The sequence below is a fragment of the Saccharothrix sp. 6-C genome (assembly GCF_016695385.1).
In the GTDB taxonomy this organism is placed as follows: domain Bacteria; phylum Actinomycetota; class Actinomycetes; order Mycobacteriales; family Pseudonocardiaceae; genus Actinosynnema; species Actinosynnema texasense.
The window spans coordinates 7,518,089-7,537,531 of record NZ_CP064192.1 but is presented as its reverse complement, the minus strand read 5'-3'; the positions used below and the strand labels follow the sequence as shown (position 1 = coordinate 7,537,531).

16 protein-coding genes are annotated in these 19,443 nt (G+C 73.4%); 12 read left to right on the top strand and 4 right to left on the bottom strand.

Translation table 11 applies throughout. From position 1 onward, the window contains the following. Positions 1-15: 15 nt before the first annotated feature. Positions 16-768 carry a site-2 protease family protein gene (locus tag IOD16_RS32305; RefSeq protein ID WP_123745508.1) on the bottom strand — a complete coding sequence of 251 codons (753 nt, stop codon included), beginning with the start codon at positions 766-768 and terminating at the stop codon, positions 16-18. 269 nt (positions 769-1,037) lie between these two features. Between IOD16_RS32305 and IOD16_RS32300 the strand changes: the two genes are divergently transcribed. Both IOD16_RS32300 and IOD16_RS32295 read left to right on the top strand, forming a co-directional pair. After that, on the top strand, positions 1,038-1,343 hold the full coding sequence (locus IOD16_RS32300) for a WhiB family transcriptional regulator (protein ID WP_053723270.1): 306 nt from the start codon (positions 1,038-1,040) through the stop codon (positions 1,341-1,343). Positions 1,344-1,430: 87 nt separating this feature from the next. Continuing rightward, the gene (locus IOD16_RS32295; RefSeq protein WP_201437526.1) at positions 1,431-4,700 is read left to right on the top strand and encodes a glycosyltransferase family 2 protein; all 3,270 of its coding nucleotides are present in this window, start codon (positions 1,431-1,433) and stop codon (positions 4,698-4,700) included. Between the two features lie 128 nt (positions 4,701-4,828). Here IOD16_RS32295 and IOD16_RS32290 read toward each other — a convergent pair whose 3' ends face one another. Then, a complete protein-coding gene (locus tag IOD16_RS32290) occupies positions 4,829-5,272 on the bottom strand; it encodes a metallopeptidase family protein (RefSeq protein WP_123748322.1) in 444 nt (147 codons plus the stop codon). Between the two features lie 150 nt (positions 5,273-5,422). Here IOD16_RS32290 and IOD16_RS32285 point away from each other — a divergent pair, with 150 nt between their 5' ends. The 8 genes from IOD16_RS32285 to IOD16_RS32250 all read left to right on the top strand — a co-directional run bounded on the left by IOD16_RS32285 (position 5,423) and on the right by IOD16_RS32250 (position 12,526). Next, the gene (locus IOD16_RS32285; protein WP_073885657.1) at positions 5,423-5,782 is read left to right on the top strand and encodes a DUF3499 domain-containing protein; all 360 of its coding nucleotides are present in this window, start codon (positions 5,423-5,425) and stop codon (positions 5,780-5,782) included. An 88-nt stretch (positions 5,783-5,870) separates the two neighbouring features. After that, positions 5,871-7,223 (top strand): phosphomannomutase/phosphoglucomutase, encoded by a 1,353-nt coding sequence (locus IOD16_RS32280; protein ID WP_201437525.1) that lies wholly within the window; start codon positions 5,871-5,873, stop codon positions 7,221-7,223. Between the two features lie 5 nt (positions 7,224-7,228). Next, positions 7,229-7,426 (top strand): Trm112 family protein, encoded by a 198-nt coding sequence (locus tag IOD16_RS32275; RefSeq protein ID WP_123748324.1) that lies wholly within the window; start codon positions 7,229-7,231, stop codon positions 7,424-7,426. A gap of 6 nt (positions 7,427-7,432) precedes the next feature. After that, complete coding sequence (locus IOD16_RS32270; RefSeq protein WP_123745510.1) at positions 7,433-8,509, top strand: SIS domain-containing protein; 1,077 nt, start codon at positions 7,433-7,435, stop codon at positions 8,507-8,509. A gap of 4 nt (positions 8,510-8,513) precedes the next feature. Then, positions 8,514-9,731 carry a mannose-6-phosphate isomerase, class I gene (gene manA / locus IOD16_RS32265; protein WP_201437524.1) on the top strand — a complete coding sequence of 406 codons (1,218 nt, stop codon included), beginning with the start codon at positions 8,514-8,516 and terminating at the stop codon, positions 9,729-9,731. Between the two features lie 42 nt (positions 9,732-9,773). After that, positions 9,774-10,697, top strand: a complete 924-nt coding sequence (locus tag IOD16_RS32260) for a cation diffusion facilitator family transporter (protein WP_201437523.1) — start codon at positions 9,774-9,776, stop codon at positions 10,695-10,697. 244 nt (positions 10,698-10,941) lie between these two features. Continuing rightward, a complete protein-coding gene (locus IOD16_RS32255; protein ID WP_201437522.1) occupies positions 10,942-11,574 on the top strand; it encodes a sigma-70 family RNA polymerase sigma factor in 633 nt (210 codons plus the stop codon). Then, entirely contained in the window at positions 11,567-12,526 is a 960-nt protein-coding gene (locus tag IOD16_RS32250; protein WP_236594509.1) for a Crp/Fnr family transcriptional regulator, read from the top strand. Before IOD16_RS32255 ends, IOD16_RS32250 begins: the two co-directional genes overlap by 8 nt. Positions 12,527-12,578: 52 nt before the next feature. Here IOD16_RS32250 and IOD16_RS32245 read toward each other — a convergent pair whose 3' ends face one another. Beyond that, complete coding sequence (locus IOD16_RS32245) at positions 12,579-14,099, bottom strand: amino acid permease (RefSeq protein WP_201437521.1); 1,521 nt, start codon at positions 14,097-14,099, stop codon at positions 12,579-12,581. Between the two features lie 119 nt (positions 14,100-14,218). On the opposite strand from IOD16_RS32245, the gene IOD16_RS32240 reads away from it, so the two are divergent. Continuing rightward, positions 14,219-15,487: a glutamate mutase L gene (locus IOD16_RS32240; RefSeq protein WP_201437520.1), complete on the top strand. Its 1,269-nt coding sequence runs from the start codon at positions 14,219-14,221 to the stop codon at positions 15,485-15,487. Here the strand turns inward: IOD16_RS32240 and IOD16_RS32235 are convergent. Then, on the bottom strand, positions 15,459-17,843 hold the full coding sequence (locus IOD16_RS32235) for a hypothetical protein (protein ID WP_201437519.1): 2,385 nt from the start codon (positions 17,841-17,843) through the stop codon (positions 15,459-15,461). The genes IOD16_RS32240 and IOD16_RS32235 overlap by 29 nt on opposite strands. A 133-nt stretch (positions 17,844-17,976) precedes the next feature. Here IOD16_RS32235 and ahcY point away from each other — a divergent pair, with 133 nt between their 5' ends. Then, positions 17,977-19,440 (top strand): adenosylhomocysteinase, encoded by a 1,464-nt coding sequence (ahcY, locus tag IOD16_RS32230; protein ID WP_123748326.1) that lies wholly within the window; start codon positions 17,977-17,979, stop codon positions 19,438-19,440. Positions 19,441-19,443: the final 3 nt, after the last annotated feature.

Below are 19,443 nucleotides of genomic sequence, written 5' to 3'. Positions count from 1 at the left end.
CCTCCCACCCGGTGCTCAGCGCCAGAACAGGAAGGTGCCCTGCCCGCGCCCGGCGAGCCACCGGTCGCCGCCGATCAACTCGAACACGGTGTAGCCGGCCTCGAAGAACATCCGGCCGATGGTCGGGAAGCCGATCAGCACCGCGAAGAGCACGAACGGCGCCCACATCCGGGCCTTCGCGCCGAACTGCCGCGCCGAGTACGACATGTACGGCTCGATCGCGCCCCAGCCGTCCAGCCCGGGGATCGGCAGGATGTTGAGCACGAACGCGAGGATCTGCACGGCCGCCAAATACGACAAAGCGGCGGCCAAACCCACCGGCGGGGTGAAAAGGATCACCGACAGGGACAGCAGCACGCCCAGTGCGAGGTTGCTCAGCGGTCCGGCCAGCGACACCATCGACTCGACCCGCTTGTCGCGCAAGGCGTGGTGGTTGATCCACACCGCGCCGCCGGGCAGCGGGATGCCGCCGAACGCCAGCAGCACCAACGGCAGCACGATGCTGAAGACCGGGTCGGTGTAGCGGCGGATGTCGAGCGTCAGGTAGCCCTTGGCCCGCACGGCGTGGTCGCCGCCGCGGTAGGCCACGATCGCGTGGCCGAACTCGTGCAGGCACAGCGAAACCGCCCAGCCGCCGAGCACGAACAGCACGGTGCCGGCCGTCAGCGCAGCCGCGGAGTCGTCGAACAGGGTCAGCACGGCGCCTGCCACCGTCACCGCGAGCAGGCTGAGGAACAGTGGACTCGGACGCACCGCTGATCGCTTCACCCTTCCAGTGTGGCCTCTCCGCGCGGGTGCCTGACAGCCCGTCCGGTAGGCCATCCGCGCAGCGGTCATCGCTCGGCGCACCGCCTCAATCACCGTCTGTGCTGCTAGTCAAGGCTTTTCGCGCCATCTGCGGGAATATCCCCCGTCCTGTGGACTCCGCTTGACCGCGTGTTGTGACACAGGTGTAATCACATCGGTGTCATTCGTCGTTGTGGGGACGGCGAGTGGTGTCCGCCAACCGGGGAGAGCGGAAGGCGAGGAGGCGGACTATGCAGGAATTCGACGGGGGTCGCATCGTGGACGGGGACGTCCCGGCACCGGAGCCGGTCGTACTCGACCTGTTCGACGCGGCCGATGAGCAGGACTGGCAGGAGCGCGCCCTGTGCGCGCAGACCGACCCCGAGGCGTTCTTCCCGGAGAAGGGGGGCTCGACCAGGGAGGCCAAGCGCATCTGCCTCGGTTGTGAGGTTCGCTCCGAATGCCTGGAGTACGCCTTGCAGCACGACGAGCGCTTCGGCATTTGGGGCGGGCTGTCCGAGCGTGAGCGGAGGAAGCTCAAAAAGCGCGCGGTGTGACCGAGGCGCACGGGTGATCGCTTGCGCGTTCGCTCTGGCTTACCGTGGTCGTCCCACGGCGTAGTCGGAGCAACCTAGGAGCGGCACTTGACGAGCGGGGCCACTCCGCGGCTGCGCACCGCGCCCGTGCTGGCGGTGCTGGTGTGCCACGACGGCGACCGGTGGCTGGGCACGGCGCTGTCGTCGCTGCGCCGCCAGCAGCCCCGGCCGCGGCACGTGATCGCGGTCGACACGGGATCCCTGGACGGCACCGCGAAGCTGTTGGCCGATGCCGCCGAAGGTCCCGATCGGGTGATCGACGGTGTGTTGACGCTGCCTCGCGGCACGGGGTTCGGCGCGGCCGTGCAGGCCGCCGTGGAGCACGCCGTGCAGCGGTGGGGCGATCCGGGCGCGTGGCTGTGGCTGCTGCACGACGACTGCGCGCCCGAACCGGACTGCCTGTCCGCGCTGCTGACCGCGGCCGAGGTGTCGCCGTCGGCGGCCGTGCTCGGTCCGCTGAGCCTGGACTGGGCCGACCCGCGGCTGGTGGTGGAGGCGGGGCTGTCGACCGACGCGTCCGGCCACCGGCAGACCGGCATGGGCCGGGTCGAGCTGGCCGGGTCGTTCCAGCAGAGCACCGAGGCGTTGGCGGTGCCGTCGGCCGGGTCGCTGATCCGCCGCACGGCGTGGGAGTCGCTCGGCGGCTACGACCGCACGATGCCGTTGCTGCGCGACGACATCGACTTCGGCTGGCGCGCCAACCTGGCCGGGCACCTCGTGCTGTCCGTCCCGGTGGCGCGGATGCGGCACGCGCGCGCGATGGGCCGCGGCGTGCGGCGGTCGGACGCGACGGCGGCCCGGCCGGGACCGGCGTCGCGGGGTGTGGACCGGGCGCACGGGCTGCGCACGTTCCTGGTCAACTGCGGCGCGGTGTCGTTCGTCCTCGGGCTGCCGCGGATCGCCGTGCTCGCGGTCCTGCGCGCCCTCGGCTTCCTGGTGCTGCGCCGGTTCGCCGACGCGCGCGCGGAGCTGGGCGCGCTGCGGTACCTGCTGAGCGGACGGGCGCGGCTGCTGGCCGGACGTGCCGAACGGCCGGCGCACGGGGTGGTGCGCGGGCTGTTCACCAGCCGGGTCACCCGCTTGCGCAACGCGATCCGCAGCGCGTCGGCCGCGCTGGTCCGGCGGCGCGTGGAGGCGGACCTGGCGCTGGGGCGGCTGCCCGAGGACGACGCGCGGCCCCGCACGTGGTCGCTACCGTCCGAAGTGGAGCGTCCCGCGGTCGGCCCGGCGGCGCTGCCGGCCGGCGTGCTGTCCCGGCGGCGTCCCGTGCGGGCGACCGGCGGGCTGCGCCGACCCGCGGTGACGGTGCCGGTGGAGGCGTCGACCGGCCCCCGCCCCTCGCCTCGGCCACGTCCTTCGCCGGTGCCGCGAGGTCCGGGCTCGCCGGGGGTCGTGTTCGTGGAGGTCGACCGGGCGCGGGTGCTGTGGTCGTTGGTGCTCGGACCGCCGTTGTTGCTGGTCGTGGGGCTGGCGGTGTTCGGCGTGCTGGCCAACGCGTCCCGGATCGGGCTCGACCTGAGCGGCGGCCGGCTGCTGCCGGTGGGCGACTTGGCGAGCACGTGGTCGTCCTACCTGGCCCCGTGGCACCCGGTGGCGGGCGGGACGACCGCGCCCGCGCCGGCGGCGCTGGCCGTGCTGGGGACCGTCGGCGTGCTGGTCGGGTCGCCCGCCGCGCTGGTGGCGTTGCTGTTCCTCGGCGACGCCCCGCTGGCCGGCCTGCTGGCGTACGCGGCGTCACGGCGGGTGCCCGTGCGGCGGCCCGTGCGCGCGGTGGTCGCGGCGGCCTACGCGCTGCTGCCGGCGGCGACGTCGGCGGTGAGCCAGGGGCGGCTGGACGTCGTCGTGGTGCACGTCCTCGCCCCGGTGGTGTTCGCCGGGGTGGCGTCCGTGCTGCGGGGCGGTGCGGGCGCGTCGTGGCTGCCGGTGGCGTCGGGGACGGCGTTGGCGGTGGCGGCGGTGGGCGCGTTCTCGCCGTTCGTGCACGCGCTGGTGGCGTTGGCGGCGCTGGTCGGGTTCGTGGTGGTGCCCGGCCGGCACGGCGACGGCCGGCGGCGGGTGGCGTCGCTGTTCATGGTCGTGCTGCTGCCGATGGCGTTGCTGTTGCCGTGGCCGGCGGTGGTGCTGCAACACCCGACCGTCGTGCTGCACGGGGTCGGCGCGTTCGTGCAGACGCCGGCCGCCGGGCTGCTGGACCTGCTGTCGCTGCGGCCGGGCGGGACGGGCGCGTTGCCGTTCGTCGGGTTGCTGGTGGTGGGGTTCGCCCTGGTGGCGGCGGTGCTGCGGCCGTCGCGGTCGATGCTGGCGGGGTTCGCGGTGGTGGTGCTCGGCGGGTTCGCGGTGATCGTGCTGCGGACCGTGCCGGTGGCGCCGCTGCCCGGCGGCGACGCGTCGCCCGGGTGGACCGGCGGGCCGTTGGTGCTGGTCGGGTGGGGGCTGCTGTGGGTGGTGCTGTCGGCGTTCCGGCGGGACGCCGGCACGGTGCCGGTGCGGCGGGTCGTGTCGGTGGTCGGGGTGCTGTCGGTGGTCGGGCTGGCGTGCGCCGGGTTCGTCGGGCTGCGGTCGGGCGCGTTGACGGCGGACGGCGCGCGGCTGCCGTCGACGTTGGCCCAGGAGCTGCCGCGGACCGGGCGGTCGGTGCTGGTGCTGGGAACGCCGACGCGGCTGGTGGCGGGGCGGCTGCCCGCGTTCGGCGACGACGACCTCGTGCCCGTGCCGACGGCCGTCACGCGGCTGGAGCGGTGGTCGCGCGACCTGACCGGCGGGTCGTCGGAGGCGGCGCGGGTGGCGCTGGCGCAGGCGGCGGCTTCGGGGGTGGCGTTCGTCGTGGTGCCGGACCTGGGCACGGCGCAGCGGGTGCGTGACGCGGTGGGCGACCTGGTAGCCGTGACGCCGGCGATGTCGGACGGGCGGCCGGTGCTGCGGGTGCAGTTGGCGGCGGGCAACGCCGTGCTGCTGTCGCCGGAGCTGGCGCGGCGGGCCCGGACGGGCGGGAACCCGCCGGTGGAGCTGGGCGCGCCCGGCATCGCCCCGGTCGAGGCCGCGCCGCCGGACGTCGGCGTCCAGGTGTCCGAGGGGCCGGAGGGGCGGCTGCTGGTGCTGGCGGCGGAGGAGGAGCCGGGCTGGCGGGCGTGGGTGAACGGCCGCGAGGTGACGATCGTGCGGGCGTGGGGCCACCTGGTCGGTGTGACGGTGCCCACCACGGGCTCGGAGGTCCGCGTGGAGGTGTCCTCGACGCTGCGCGAGCTCCTGCTGATGCTCCAGGCCGCCGCCGCGCTCTTCACCGCGCTGACCGCGATCCCGTCCCGCCGCCGCGGCTGAGCGTTCAACTCGGGTGTTCCGAACGCAGGACACGCCTGTTCCGGACGTAGGACACGCGCGACGCGAAGGTACGACTCTCGCGGGAGTCCTGCGTCGCGGCACCCCGAGTCGAGCGCTCGGGAGGCGGGTCAGTCGCCGTCGATGACGTCCGGGTCCAGGCCCAGGTAGTTGGCGACCTGCTCGACCAGCACGTCGTGCACCAGGTCGGACAGGTCGGCGCCGTCCTTGGCCCGCGCCTCCAGCGGCCGCCGGTAGAGCACGATCCGCGCCCGGCGGTCGGCGCCCGCCGGCACGAGCCGGGCCAGGGGCACGTTGCCGTCCTCGACCACGTCGCCGTCGTCGCCCGACTGGACGTCCGGCACGTCGTCCACCGCGACGTCCAGCTGCGTGAGCTCCGTCCGCCACCGCGCCTCGATCGGCTCCAACGCCTCCAGCACCAGCGCGTCGAACCGCTCCGCCCGGCTGCGGGCCGCCGGCAACGTGGCCGGGTAGAGCGGACCGCGCAGCCCCCGACCGTGCCGGTCGCGGTTGCGTCGCCGCGGAGCGCCCTGCCGCCGTGAACCCCGAGCCATCACCACGAGGTAGAGGGTAGTTGTCCACCCGTGGAGCCCGTACAGCCGGACCTCCGCCACCAGGCAACTTGCCGAAGTGCGGCACCACCGCCAGCGCCGCGCCGGAGGTAATCCAACACACGCCGCGCGGGACGCGATATCGTCCCCGCCGTGCGGAGCGTGAGACGGTGCTCGCGAACCGGGTGCGCGAACCCGGCAGTCGCCACGCTCACGTACGCCTATGCGGACTCCACCGCCGTCGTGGGCCCCCTGGCGACGTACTCCGAACCGCACTCCTACGACCTCTGCGAAGAGCACGCCCTGCGCCTCACCGCGCCGCGCGGCTGGGAGGTCGTCCGCCACCAGGGCGAGTTCCGGGCCCCCGAGCCCACCGTGGACGACCTGACCGCGTTGGCCGAGGCCGTCCGGGAGGCGGGCCGGGCCACACCGCAGGTCGAGCTGCCGGAGCTGCCCGCGGGCACGATCCGGCGCGGCCACCTGCGCGTTCTGCCCGATCCGAACGAAGACTGAACGAAGACACCTCGACCGGACACGGCGCTCACGCGCGCGCCGGTAGGCTTCCCAAGGCAGTGTCAAGAGCCAACTTGGGAGTGTGGCCGTGCGCGATCTGTCCGGCATCGTCAAGGCTTACGACATCCGCGGTGTCGTCGGCGAACAGCTCGACGCCGACGTCGTGCGCGACTTCGGCGCGGCGTTCGCCCGCCTGGTCGGCGGCACGGCCGTGGTCATCGGGCACGACATGCGCGACTCCTCGCCCGGCTTGGCCGCGGCGTTCGCCGAGGGTGTCACCGCGCAGGGCGTCGACGTCATCAACATCGGCCTGGCCAGCACCGACATGCTGTACTTCGCCTCCGGCAAGCTCGACCTGCCCGGCGCCATGTTCACCGCGAGCCACAACCCGGCCAAGTACAACGGCATCAAGCTGTGCCGCCCCGGCGCCGCGCCGGTCGGCCAGGACAGCGGCCTCGGGCAGATCCGCGAGGACGCCGAGCAGGGCGTGCCGGACGCCGAGGGCGTCGCGAAGGGCTCCGTCACCGAGCAGGACATGCTCGTCGACTACGCCGCCTACCTGCGGGAACTGGTCGACCTGAGCGGCAGCCGGCCGTTGAAGGTCGTGGTGGACGCGGGCAACGGCATGGGCGGCCACACCGTGCCGAAGGTGTTCGAGGGCCTGCCCATCGAGATCGTGCCCATGTACTTCGAGCTGGACGGCGACTTCCCGAACCACGAAGCCAACCCGCTGGACCCGAAGAACATCGTGGACCTGCAGGAACGGGTCCGGGCCGAGGGCGCGGACGCCGGGGTGGCGTTCGACGGCGACGCGGACCGCTGCTTCGTGGTCGACGAGCGCGGCGAGCCGGTGTCGCCGTCCGCCATCACCGCCCTGGTCGCGGTGCGCGAGCTGGCCAAGGACCCGGGCAGCACGATCATCCACAACCTGATCACCTCGCACGGCGTGCCGGAGATCGTCCGCGAGCACGGCGGCGTGCCGGTGCGCACCCGCGTGGGGCACTCGTTCATCAAGGAGGAGATGGCCAAGACCGGCGCCATCTTCGGCGGCGAGCACTCCGCGCACTACTACTTCCGCGACTTCTGGCGTGCCGACACGGGCATGCTGGCCGCGCTGCACGTGCTGGCCGCGCTGGGCGAGCAGGACGGTCCGCTGTCCGCTCTGACCAGCGACTACTCGCGTTACGCGGCCTCCGGCGAGATCAACTCGACGGTGGCGGACCAGCAGGGCAGGCTGGCCGCGATCAAGGCCGAGTTCGGCGGTCGCGAGGGCGTCGAGCTCGACGAGCTGGACGGCCTCACGGTGAACCTGCCGGACGGCGCCTGGTTCAACCTCCGTGCGTCCAACACCGAGCCGCTGCTCCGGCTCAACGTCGAAGCCGCCGACGCGGCCTCCGTCGCGGCGCTGCGCGACGAGGTCCTGGCGATCGTGAGGGGATGAGCGCCGTGGCCGTCCGACTGGACCCGCAGTTGCTGGAGATCCTGGCCTGCCCGTGCCCCGAGCACGCGCCGCTGAGGGCCGGCACCGCGTCCGACCCGCTCGCGGACTACCTGACCTGCACCTCGTGCGGCCGGTCGTTCCCGGTCCGGGACGGCATCCCGGTGCTGCTCCTGGACGAGGCTGTCGAGCCGACGGCCGGGTGAGCTCGGGTGCTTGACGACAGCCTCCTCGACGACCAGTCCCGGCTCACCGACGCCGACCGGGAAGGGTTGCTGCGCGCCGTGGCACGGGCGGGCGCGCAGGTCCGGGCCACCGCCGAGGCGGCCGACGAACTCGGCGTCGCGAGGACGTTCCAGGAACGCCCGCGGGCGTTGGTGCTGGTCACGCGGCCCGGTGTCGGCCAGGCCATCGCCGGGGTGGTGTCCGCGCTGCTCGGCGTGCGCTGCCCCGTGCCGGTCGTGGTCGCCGACGACGTGCCGACGTGGGTGGGCGCGCTGGACGTGGTCCTCGCGCACACCGAGGACCCCGGCGACGTCCGGATGGCCGAGTCGATCGACCGGGCGGCCCGGCGCGGCGCGCGGGTGCTGCTGACCGCCGAGCCGGACGGCCCGGTGGCCGCGTCCGCCGCGCAGCACGCGCTGCTCATCCCGCCGCGCGTGCCGGTGCCGCAGGGCTTCGGCTTCGCCCGCGGGTTCGCCGCGTGGGTGGTGGCGCTGAAGTCGTTGGGACTGCTCGACGCGGACGTGCAGGCCATCGCGGACGAGCTGGACCGCGAGGCCGAGCGGTGCCACCCGATGCACGAGTCGTTCGTCAACCCGGCCAAGACGCTCGCGTTGCGGATCGCCGACCGCACCCCGCTGCTGTGGGGCCTGGACGACCTGGCCACCGCGGTGGCGGCGCACGGCGCGGGCGTGCTCGCGACGTACGCGGGCGTCGTGAGCGACGTGGCCGGCTACCCCCAGGCCCTGACCCGGTCGGTGCTGCACCGGCGGGCGGTGCGCGGCACGTCCGGCGCCGACCTGTTCGCCGACCCGGACGACGAGCACGAAGGCCTGGTCCGCGTGCTGCTGGTGGCCGTGCGGCGCGGCCCGCAGGCCGACTTCTCCCGGCGGGTCGCGATGGAGACCTTGTCCGGGGCCGACGTGCTCGAACCGGCCGAGGAGGTGAGCGGCGGCGAGGCCCTGTGCGCCGCGCTGCTCGCCCTGCGGTTCGAGCTGGCCGCGCTGTACCTGGGTCTGGCGGCGGGCACGCTGGGCGGGCCCGGGCTGTACGCGCCGGCCGTGTGAGGGGATGACTGTGGATCTGCTGCACAACGCGGTGCGCGCGTACGCGTGGGGATCACGCACCGCCATCGCCGAGCTGCTCGGGAGGGAGGTGCCGACGCCGCACCCCGAGGCCGAGCTGTGGATGGGCGCCCACCCGGGCGACCCGTCCCGGGTGGTGGGACCGGACGGTGAAGCGCGGTCGCTGCTCGACCTGCTCGCCGACGACCCGGACGGCCAGCTCGGCGCCGTCCACGCCGACCGGTGGGGCAGCAGGCTCCCGTTCCTGCTCAAGGTGCTGGCCGCGGACGAGCCGTTGAGCCTGCAGGCGCACCCGTCGGCCGAGCAGGCGGCGAACGGGTTCGCCGCGGAGGACGCGGCGGGCGTGCCGATGGACTCGCCGACCCGCAACTACAAGGACCCGTCGGCGAAGCCCGAGCTGATCTGCGCGTTGACCGAGTTCCACGCCCTGGCCGGGTTCCGCGAGCCCGCGCGCACGGTCGCGTTGCTGCGGTCGCTGGACGCGCCGGACTTCGCGCCGTACGCCGAGCTGCTGGCCGCCCAGCCGGACGCCGACGGGCTGCGCGCCCTGTTCACCACCCTCATCACGCTGCCGCAGACCACGCTGGACATGCTGCTGCCGCAGGTGCTGGACGCGTGCGTGCTGCACGTGAAGGAGCACGGCGAGTTCGACCTGGAGTGCCGCACGATCCTGGAGCTGGGGGAGGCGTACCCCGGCGACGCGGGCGTGCTGGCGGCGCTGCTGCTCAACCGGCTCGTGCTGCGGCCCGGCGAGGCGATCTACCTGCCCGCCGGCAACCTGCACGCCTACCTGCACGGCACCGGCGTGGAGATCCTCGCGAACTCCGACAACGTGCTGCGCTGCGGGTTGACGCCCAAGCACGTGGACGTGCCCGAGCTGATGCGCGTGCTGGACTTCGGGTGCGGCGACATGCCCGTGCAGACCGGCGCGGAGACGTCGCCGGGGCTGTGGGCCTACCGGACGCCGTGCCCGGAGTTCGAGCTGTCGCGGATCGAGGTCGGGCCGTCGGTCGAGGTCAGGGTGGACCACAGCGGGCCCCAGATCCTGCTCTGCACGCGCGGCCGGGCGCGGTTGACGTGCGGCGAGGAGGCCGTCGAGGTGTTTTGCGGCCAGTCCGTGTGGCTACCCGCGCGTGACCCGGCGGTGGTGGTCTCGGCGGACGTCGAGACCCAGCTTTTCCGCGCGACGCCGGGCGTTGAGTAGGGTCACACCGACAAATCGGACTTGGGCGCAAAGGGAGCAACCGTGTCAGCAGGGGGCGGGACCAAGGCGATCATCGCCGCACTGGTGGCCAATGCCGGGATCGCGGTGGCCAAGTTCGTCGGCTTCCTGATCACGGGGTCGTCGTCGATGCTGGCCGAGTCGGTGCACTCGGTGGCGGACACGTCCAACCAGGGGCTGCTGCTGCTCGGGCAGAAGACCGCCCGGCGCAAGGCCACCCTGAACCACCCGTTCGGGTTCGGTCGGGACCGGTACTTCTACTCGTTCATCGTGGCGCTGATGCTGTTCAGCCTCGGCTCGGTGTTCGCCCTGTACGAGGGCATCCACAAGCTGGAGTCGCACGAGGAGCTGAGCAGCCCGATCGTCGCGGTGGTCATCCTGCTCGTCGCGATCGGCCTGGAGTCCTACAGCTTCCGCACCGCGATCGTGGAGTCCAGGACGATCAAGGGCAACGCCACGTGGTGGCAGTTCATCCGGCAGTCGAAGGTGCCGGAGCTGCCGGTCGTGCTGCTGGAGGACGCGGGCGCGCTGTTCGGCCTGGTCCTGGCGCTGCTCGGGGTGGGCCTGTCGACGTTGACCGGTGACCCGGTGTGGGACGCCATCGGCACGATCTGCATCGGCGCGCTGCTGGGCGTCATCGCGGTCATCCTGATCGTGGAGATGAAGTCGCTGCTGATCGGCGAGGGCGCGGCGCCGGCGGAGCTGGACGTGATCACCGACGAGCTGGTGTCGGACCAGGTGCAGCGCGTGATCCACATCAAGACGCAGTACATCGGGCCGGACGAGCTGCTGGTGGCGGCGAAGATCGCGCTGAACCCGGGCTTGTCGATCAACGAGGTGGCCGCCGCCATCGACGCCGCCGAGCAGCGGGTCCGGGCCAAGGTCCCGGCCGCCCGGCTGATCTACCTGGAACCCGACCTGGACCGGTCGCTGACCGCCAAGTCGTAGGGACCTCCCGACGCCCAGAGGGCGGCGAGCCTCCCGGCTCGTCGCCCTCCGTCGTGGTGCGGTCCGCGGCGGCGCCCGGCCGGGCCGTCCGAGTGGTGGTCGCCACGTTCGGCGTCGACGCGTGCCGCCGGTCGTCCGCGGCGACCTAGAACCCCGTCGTTCGGATGAGCCGCGTCCGAGGGGGCCGCGATTGGTTGGCAATGATGATCGACACCGGGCTGACGCCAAGATCCGCGACGCGCTCGTGGCCGAGAGGTGCGAAGGGCCCGAGTGGCGGCGGTTCACCAGGGTGCTCAGCGAGTACGGCTTCGCCTCGATGATGGGGTGGCTGAGGTCGGGCCTGATCTTCACCCTGTGCCGGGAGAAGGGCCGCCCGGTCGGCGTGGCGCCGCCCTACTGGGAACACGACGACCTGGTCAGCCTCGCCGGTGACACGGTGGTCCGGGCGATCGGCGACTTCCGGCGCAACGCGCTGCTGGCCGGCGGGTGGGACCCGGCCGGCGGGGCGAGCCTGAAGACGTACTTCGCGACTGCCTGCGTGCTCGCCTTCCCCAACGTCTACCGCAAGTGGAGCAACGAGCGCCGCCACCGGGACGCCGAGCACTTCCGATTATCGAGCGTCGACGAGTTGGCGGACGTCGCTTCCCCCGCACCCGACCCGGGTGACGTGGTGGTCACCAAGTTGGAGATCAAGCGCGGGCTCGCCGACATCCCGAGCGAGTACACCAAGTCGGCGTTGATCCTGTCGGAAGCCGGCTACACCCTCGGAGAAGTAGCGGAGCTGTTGAACACCACCCACGGCGTGATCAAGGGAGCCCTGGAGAGGCACCGGCGCAACACCGGTCGACCGGCGAGGGGCGGAGGTGACAATGTCTGAACGGGTGGCCAACCAGCCCACGGCTGTCGAGCACCTCGTCGAGGAGTCCTCGTTCGGCGCGGACGACGCGGTCGGCCTTCGCGACCGCGCCCCCCGTGAAGTGGTCGAAGGCATCGTGAGCCGGGTCAACCGGCAGGCCCTGGCGGCGTTCCCGGCACGGGAGTCGTTCGCGCTCGGCGCGACGCCGACCCCGGACCGGCGCAGGGTCGGGTACTCGCGCCCGACCGGACCGGCGCACGGGCTCGCGGCGATGGCGGCCGCGGTGACCCAGGCGACCCCGGGCTGGCCCGGGCACAGCCTCCTGGGCCGCCTCCGGGACAACACCCGGCAGGCCCTGCTGAACATCGGCACGGTCGTGCGCTACGGCCCGGACCGCGAGATCATGGAGCAGGACGCGACGGACACCCACGCGTTGCTCCTGCTGGACGGCGTGGTGAAGGTGCAGGCCACGGACGAGACGGGTGACACGGCGCTGCTCGCGATCCGGGTCGCGGGCGACCTGGTCGGCGAGATGGCGGCGCTGGACCGGAAGCCGCGCTCGGCCACCGTCGTCACGTGCGGCGACGTGGTCGCGAAGCTGATCACCAGCGGTGAGCTGATGGGCTTCCTGCACCGGCACAACGACGTGTTCGTCGAGCTGATCGCGATGATCAACGACCGGTTGCGCTGGGCGAACCAGCGCCGCCGGGACTACCTGTCCCACACCGCCGCCGAGCGGGTCGCCCGGGTGCTGGCCGAACTGGTCCTCACCTACGGCCGGGAGGAGGCGCAGGGGTGGACGTTGGGGATACCGCTGACGAAGGTGGAACTGGCCTCGATCGCCGGGATGAAGCCCAGGACGGCCGAGAAGGCGTTCTCCGACCTGCGCAAGGCGGGGGTGGTGGTCAGCCACCTGCGGCGTGACGTGCTGGTGCCCGACCTGGTGGCGCTGCAGAAGTTCGGCCGGTGGTGACCACCTCGCGCAGCGGCTCGGCCCCGGTCCCGGGGCCGAGCCGCTGCACCGGTCACGGGATCTCGTCGTGCTCCACCACGGGCACGGCGGTGGTCCCCCTGCGGGCCAGGGCGGAGTGCCGCCGGCTGTAGGCGAAGTACACGACGACGCCCACGGCCATCCACACCAGGAACCGCACCCAGGTCAACGCGGTCAGGTTCAGCATCAGCCACAGGCACGCCAGGATCGCCAGCACCGGCACCAGCGGCACGAGGGGGACGCGGAAGCCGCGCGGCAGGTCGGGCCGGGTCCTGCGCAGCACCAGGACGCCCGCCGAGACCAGGATGAACGCGAACAGCGTGCCCACGTTCACCATCTCCTCCAGCCTGCTCGCCGGGAAGAAGCCCGCCGCCACGGCGACCAGCACACCGATGACCGCGGTGATCCGGAACGGCGTGCCGCGCTTGCCGGTGCGGGCCAGCCCGCGCGGCAGCAGGCCGTCGCGCGACATCGCGAACAGCACCCGCGACTGGCCCAGCATCAGCACCATCACCACCGTGGTCAGACCGGCCAGCGCGCCCACCGAGATCACCGTGGCCGCCCAGTCGACGCCGTTGGCCGAGAACGCCGTGGCCAACGTGGCCCGCGTGCCGTCGGGCTGGGTCCTGAGCTGGTCGTAGGGCAGCATCCCGGTGATCACCAGCGACACCGCCACGTACAGCACGGTCACGATCGCCAGCGACGCGAGGATGCCGCGCGGCACGGCGCGCTGCGGGTCGCGGGTCTCCTCGGCGGTCGTGGCGACCACGTCGAAGCCGATGAACGCGAAGAACACCAGCGACGCGGCGGCCAGCAGCCCCAGCACGCCGTAAGTGCTGCCCTCGAAGCCCGTGAGCAGCGAGAACAGCGACTGCTCCAACCCGGACCCGGCGGTGCCGCCGGACTCGGCGGGCGGGATGAACGGGTGGTAGTTCGCCGTGTTGATGTACGCGATCCCGAGCACGACCACGAGCAGCACCACGGCCACCTTCACCGCCGTGATCACCGCGCTGACCCGGGACGACAGCTTCGTGCCGATCACCAGCAGCGTCGTGAGCACCGCGATCAGCAGCAACGAGCCCCAGTCGACGTCGACGCCGGCGACCGGCGCGGTGGTCTTCACCGCCACGCCGAACTGCCCCAGCACCGTCTGCAGGTACAGCGACCAGCCCTTGGCCACCGCCGCCGCGCCGACGGCGAACTCCAGCACCAGGTCCCAGCCGATGATCCACGCCGCGAACTCGCCGAACGTCGCGTACGAGAACGTGTACGCGCTGCCGGCCACCGGCACGGTGGACGCGAACTCCGCGTAGCACAGCGCGGCCAGCGCGCACGCCACCGCCGCCAGCACGAAGGCCAACGACACCGACGGCCCGGCGAGGTTGCCCGCGGTGGACGCGGTGAGCGTGAAGATGCCCGCGCCGATCACGACCGCGACGCCGAAGACCGTCAGGTCCCACGCGGTGAGGTCCTTGCGGAGTCTGGTGTCCGGCTCGTCGGTGTCCGCGATCGACTGCTCGACCGACTTCGTGCGCCACAGCCCGTTGCCCGGCACGGTGGTCCCTCCTCGTTTGATCGCCGCTGCTCCGACGCGTTCCGCGGCCTGGTCGTCAGGTTGGTCCGTTCAGCCTAGAGGTGGGTGCCGACATTCGGCCGCACCGGTAGTTTCCGCCCATGACAGTGCTCTGCCTGGACGTCGGCTCGACGTGGACCAAGGGCGCCCTCGTGTCGCACACCGGTGAGTTGCTCGGCACCGCACAGCACACGACTACCCCGCCGGAGGTGCTTCGAGGCATCGACGCCGTCACCAGTGCCCTGGGTCCGGCCGGGCGGACGCTCGCCTGCTCCTCGGCGGGCGGCGGCCTGCGGCTCGCGGTCGTCGGGCAGGAGCGGTTGATCAGCGCCGAGGCCGGCTACCGGGTGGCGCTGTCGGCGGGCGCGAAGGTGGTGCACGTCTCGGCCGGTCCGCTCGACGCCGCGGGCGTCCGGGCGTTGCGCGCCTCCGCGCCGGACCTGGTGCTCCTGGTGGGCGGCACGGACGGCGGCGACGCGTCGGTGCTCCTGCACAACGCGGCCAGGCTGAGCCGGGTCGCGTGCCCGATCGTGCTGGCGGGCAACGCCGAGGCCCAGCCGGAGGCCGCCGGCCTGCTCGCCGCGCGGACCGTGGTGCGGACCGCGAACGTGCTGCCGGACGTGGGCGAGCTCGCCCCGGGACCGGCCCGCGCGGCGATCCGCGAGGTGTTCCTGCGGCACGTGATCGGCGGCAAGGGCCTGTCCCGGGGCCGGAGGTTCCGCGGGCTCGTGCGCGCGGTCACGCCGGACGCCGTGCTGAGCGGCGTGTCCCGGCTGGCCATGCAGGACCGGGAAGGCGCGGTGCTCGTGGTGGACGTCGGCGGCGCCACCACGGACGTCTACTCGGCCGTGTCCACTGTGGAAGGGCCGGAGCGGGCGGTGGCGCTGCCGCCGGACCGCCGCACCGTCGAGGGCGACCTCGGGGTCCGCTGGTCCGCGCCGGGCGTGGTGGCCGAAGCGCTCGCGGAGAAGCTGATCGACAAGGCCGAGGCCCTCGCGCTGCGGCGGGAAGCCGACGCGCGGGCCGCCGACGTGGGCGGCCTGCCCGACGACCCGACCGTCGACCGGCGGCTCGCCGCGCTCGCCGCCGTGCTGGCCGTCCGCCGCCACCTCGGGCTCGTCGAGGGCCGGCTCGGACCGCAGGGCGTGGGCCTGCTCGTGCTGTCCGGCGGCGTCTTCCGGCACGCCGACTCGACCGACGAGGTCGAACGCGTGCTGCGCGCCGACCCCGTCCTGCGCCCGGTCCTGCGCACGGCGGCCGTCGCGGTCGACCGCGACCACGTGCTGGCCCCGGCCGGCCTGCTCGCCGAGGCCGGCCACGCGGACGCGGCCGACCGGCTGCTCACTTCGGTTCGGTCGACGGCGACCTGACCGGCGCCTGCCGCGCGGTCGGCAGCACGGGCGGCGCGGGCGGGTCCGTGGTCTCCAGGCCGGCCGCGATGGCGACGGCCCGGTCCCACTCCGGGTCGGAGGTGTAGTCGGCGTGCCGGTTCACGCCCGCCGCCCACCGGCGACCCGTGAACGGGCCGCGCTGCGGGTCCGGCAGCCAGTGGTCGCCGCCGAGGACGAGCGCGCCCGTGGGACCGCGCAGCGCCGGCGGCAACGCGCCCGACGTGCCGTCCGGCCGGAACCCCGCGCCGAGCAGCATCCCGTCGAACACCTGCCGGTCCCACGTCATCACCGCGCCGCCCAACGGGTCCGTGCCGCGGCACAGCGCGCGCCACCGCCCGGCCAGCCCGCCGGCCAGCGTCTCCAACGAGCTGTGCGGCACCACCGCCGGGAACGCCCGCGGGTACGCCCACTGCAGCTGCGAGCCCGCCGTGACCAGGCCCACCCGTTCCGCCTCGTGCGGTGGCAGCTCCTCCAGCAGCCGGGCCGCCGCCACCGCCGCGAGCAGGCTGCCCTGGCTGTGCCCGGCCAGCACGACGCGCGTGCCGGGGTCGGCCAGGTGCTCCCGCACCCGCGCCACCAGCTCCGGCACCACCTTCAACGCGTAGCACGGCGGCACCACGGGGTGCGCCTCGCGCGGCCAGAACGCCGCCAGGTCCGCCAGCACGCCGACCTGCCGCGCCTTGTCCGGCCGCCGTGCCGCCAGGTACACCGCCCGGAGCAGCGACAACGCCAGCACGCCCAGCACGACCACGCCCAGCCCGACGACCGGCCGCGCCCAGGTGGGCGGGTCGACCTCGCGCAGCCGCAGGAACGCCGCCGGCACCGCGCCGACCGCCAGCACCGACGACATGATCAGCACCACGTGGTGGCTGTGCCGCCGCTGCCACCGCGCCCACCACCACGCCCGCGCAGCGCGCTTCGCGTCCCGTGCGCGCCCCGCGTGCAACAAGGACGCCTCACGCGCCCACTCCTTGTCCCGACGCAGCGAGCTCCACCGCATCATCCCGGTGGCCGCCGCCATCGCCACGCCCGCGAGGAACGCCAGCACCCCGGCCACGCCCCACAGCAGCGCGATGTAGTCGTACCCGCGCGGCAGGACGCCGTGCCCGAGCACCCGCTGCAAGGTCAGCGCCACGCCCGCGCCGAACCCGCCGCCGAGCAGCGCGGCCACCGCCACCACCGGCGCGGCCATCCACCCGCCCGCCCACGGCCGCAGCTCGCGCGGCTGCGCCGACCACGTGCGCCGGGCCAGCAACGCGGCGGGCGCCAGCAGCACCGCGATCCCCACGCACACCAGCGCTTCCATCGCGGCCACCATCTGCACGGCCAGGTCCGCGCCGGGCAGCCGCACCGGCAGCCGGTCCAGCAACGCTACCGCGACCAGCAGCGACAGCCACGCCGCGGTCTGCAGCATGCGCCTCGGCCGCCGCCCCAACGCCGCCCGCAGCCACCGCCCGCCCCGGTGCGGCGCGCCGCCGGTCGGGTCGTCCAGCAGCATCGCGCCCAGCGCCGCCACCGCGACCAGCGCCAGCCCGAGCGCCCAGCACGCCGTGATCGCGGCGCCGTGCCAGCCGGGCGCGAGCAGCGGACCGGCCGGACCGCCCAGGGCGACCACCACGGCCGCGCCCAGGCCCGCGACCACGTGCAGCACCCGCAGCGCGGGCGTGTCCGGGTCGGTGGCCACGTGCGCGCCGGGCAGCCCGGACCGCACGCCCTCGGCCGCCGGCACCTCCTTGCGCTCGATCCGCCAGTCCACACTGGACATCCGGTGCAGCACCAGCACGGCCAGCGCGATCGGCGCCAGGCCCACCGCGGCGCGCACCCACGGCGTCGTGCTCAGCCACGACGGACCCCACAGGCACGTCGAGCCGGGCGCGAGGCACTGGGCGGCCACCAGGTCGAGGCTGATCACCTCCAGCTGGGCGACCAGCAGCACGGTCAGCAGCAGCGCGGCCAACCTGAGCAACGCGCGCAGCGCGATGCCCAGCAGGTGCGCGGGCACGGAGCCGGTCGGCGCGGGCGGCAGCATCCAGTGCGCCACGTTCGCCAGGGAGAACGGGAACAGCAGCGCCCACGTCGCCTTGGCCCAGCCGCCCGAGGTCATCGCGCCCCAGACGTAGCCCTCGACCACCCGCGTGACGGGCCGGCCGGCGGCTTGCAGCACGGGGCCGGGCGCGGGCCTGCGGAGCCGGTCGGCCGGGCGGACGACGCGGCCGAGCCCGTCGCCCGCCACGTCCACCGCCGCCACCGCGTCGACCAGCGACTGCGGGGTGGTGCCCTGGACACCGTGCACCCGCAGTTCGACCACCCGCGTGTCGGGGCCGGGAATCAGCACAGGTCCTCCCCGCGAACATCACTTGAGCCCCGCCATACTGGTCCATCGGCGCGCAGATGCCGCCGACCTCCGTGGCCCGGCGTGGCGGGCGGTAGTGTCGGGCTCGTCCTACCCGAAGATGGAGGAACCCGCGATGACCGCCGAGAGGCTCCAGACCCGCAACGGCATCGACTTCGCCGTGGCGGACCTCTCCCTGGCCGAGTTCGGCCGCAAAGAGATCCGGCTGGCCGAGCACGAGATGCCCGGCCTCATGGCGTTGCGCCGCGAGTACTCGGAGGTCTACCCGCTCAAGGGCGCGCGGATCTCCGGCTCACTGCACATGACCGTGCAGACGGCCGTCCTGATCGAGACCCTGGTCGCCCTGGGCGCCGAGGTCCGCTGGGCGTCGTGCAACATCTTCTCCACGCAGGACCACGCCGCCGCCGCGGTCGTGGTCGGCCCGCACGGCACCGAGGAGGAGCCGAAGGGCATCCCGTGCTTCGCCTGGAAGGGCGAGACGCTGGAGGAGTACTGGTGGACCGCCGAGTCCATGCTGACCTGGCCGGACGGCGGCGGCCCGAACATGATCCTGGACGACGGCGGCGACGCCACCATGCTCGTCCACAAGGGCTTGCAGTACGAGAAGGCCGGTGTCGTGCCGCAGCCCGAGGCGGACGACTCGGAGGAGTGGCAGGTCTTCCTGGGCACGCTGCGCGCCTCGCTCGCGGCGGACAGCGGGAAGTGGACCAAGATCGCCGAGGGCATCCGCGGCGTCACCGAGGAGACCACCACCGGCGTCATGCGGCTGTACCAGCTGGCCGCCGCCGGTGAGCTGCTGTTCCCGGCGATCAACGTCAACGACGCGGTGACCAAGTCGAAGTTCGACAACCGGTACGGCATCCGGCACTCGCTGATCGACGGCATCAACCGGGGCACCGACGTGCTCATGGGCGGCAAGGTGGCCGTGATCTGCGGTTACGGCGACGTCGGCAAGGGCGCGGCGGAGTCGCTGCGCGGCCAGGGAGCCCGGATCGTCGTCACCGAGATCGACCCGATCTGCGCCCTGCAGGCGGCGATGGACGGCTACGAGGTCTCGACGCTGGAAGACGTGATCGGCCGCGCCGACATCGTGATCACCACGACCGGCAACAAGGACGTCGTGCGCATCGAGCACATGGCGGAGATGAAGCACCAGGCGATCGTGGGCAACATCGGCCACTTCGACAACGAGATCGACATGGCCGGCCTCGCCCGCTTCCCCGGCATCCGGCGGATCAACATCAAGCCGCAGGTCGACGAGTGGGTGTTCCCGGACGGCCACTCGATCCTGGTGCTGTCGGAGGGCCGCCTGCTCAACCTGGGCAACGCCACCGGTCACCCCAGCTTCGTGATGTCCAACTCGTTCTCCAACCAGGTGATCGCCCAGGTCGAGCTGTTCACCAAGCACCAGGAGTACGACAAGGAGGTGTACCGCCTGCCGAAGGTGCTGGACGAGAAGGTCGCCCGCATCCACCTCGAGGCGCTGGGCGGCAAGCTCACCAAGCTGTCGAAGGACCAGGCCGAGTACATCGACGTGGACGTCGAGGGCCCGTACAAGCCCGAGCACTACCGGTACTGACGT

What these genes read in the sequence shown, in the direction of transcription:
- IOD16_RS32290 (WP_123748322.1), bottom strand. Translation starts at nt 5,272, where the DNA reads ATGGCTCGGGGTTCACGGCGGCAGGGCGCTCCGCGGCGACGCAACCGC.
- IOD16_RS32250 (WP_236594509.1), top strand. Translation starts at nt 11,567, where the DNA reads ATGTCTGAACGGGTGGCCAACCAGCCCACGGCTGTCGAGCACCTCGTC.
- IOD16_RS32240 (WP_201437520.1), top strand. Translation starts at nt 14,219, where the DNA reads ATGACAGTGCTCTGCCTGGACGTCGGCTCGACGTGGACCAAGGGCGCC.
- manA (WP_201437524.1), top strand. Translation starts at nt 8,514, where the DNA reads ATGACTGTGGATCTGCTGCACAACGCGGTGCGCGCGTACGCGTGGGGA.
- IOD16_RS32300 (WP_053723270.1), top strand. Translation starts at nt 1,038, where the DNA reads ATGCAGGAATTCGACGGGGGTCGCATCGTGGACGGGGACGTCCCGGCA.
- ahcY (WP_123748326.1), top strand. Translation starts at nt 17,977, where the DNA reads ATGACCGCCGAGAGGCTCCAGACCCGCAACGGCATCGACTTCGCCGTG.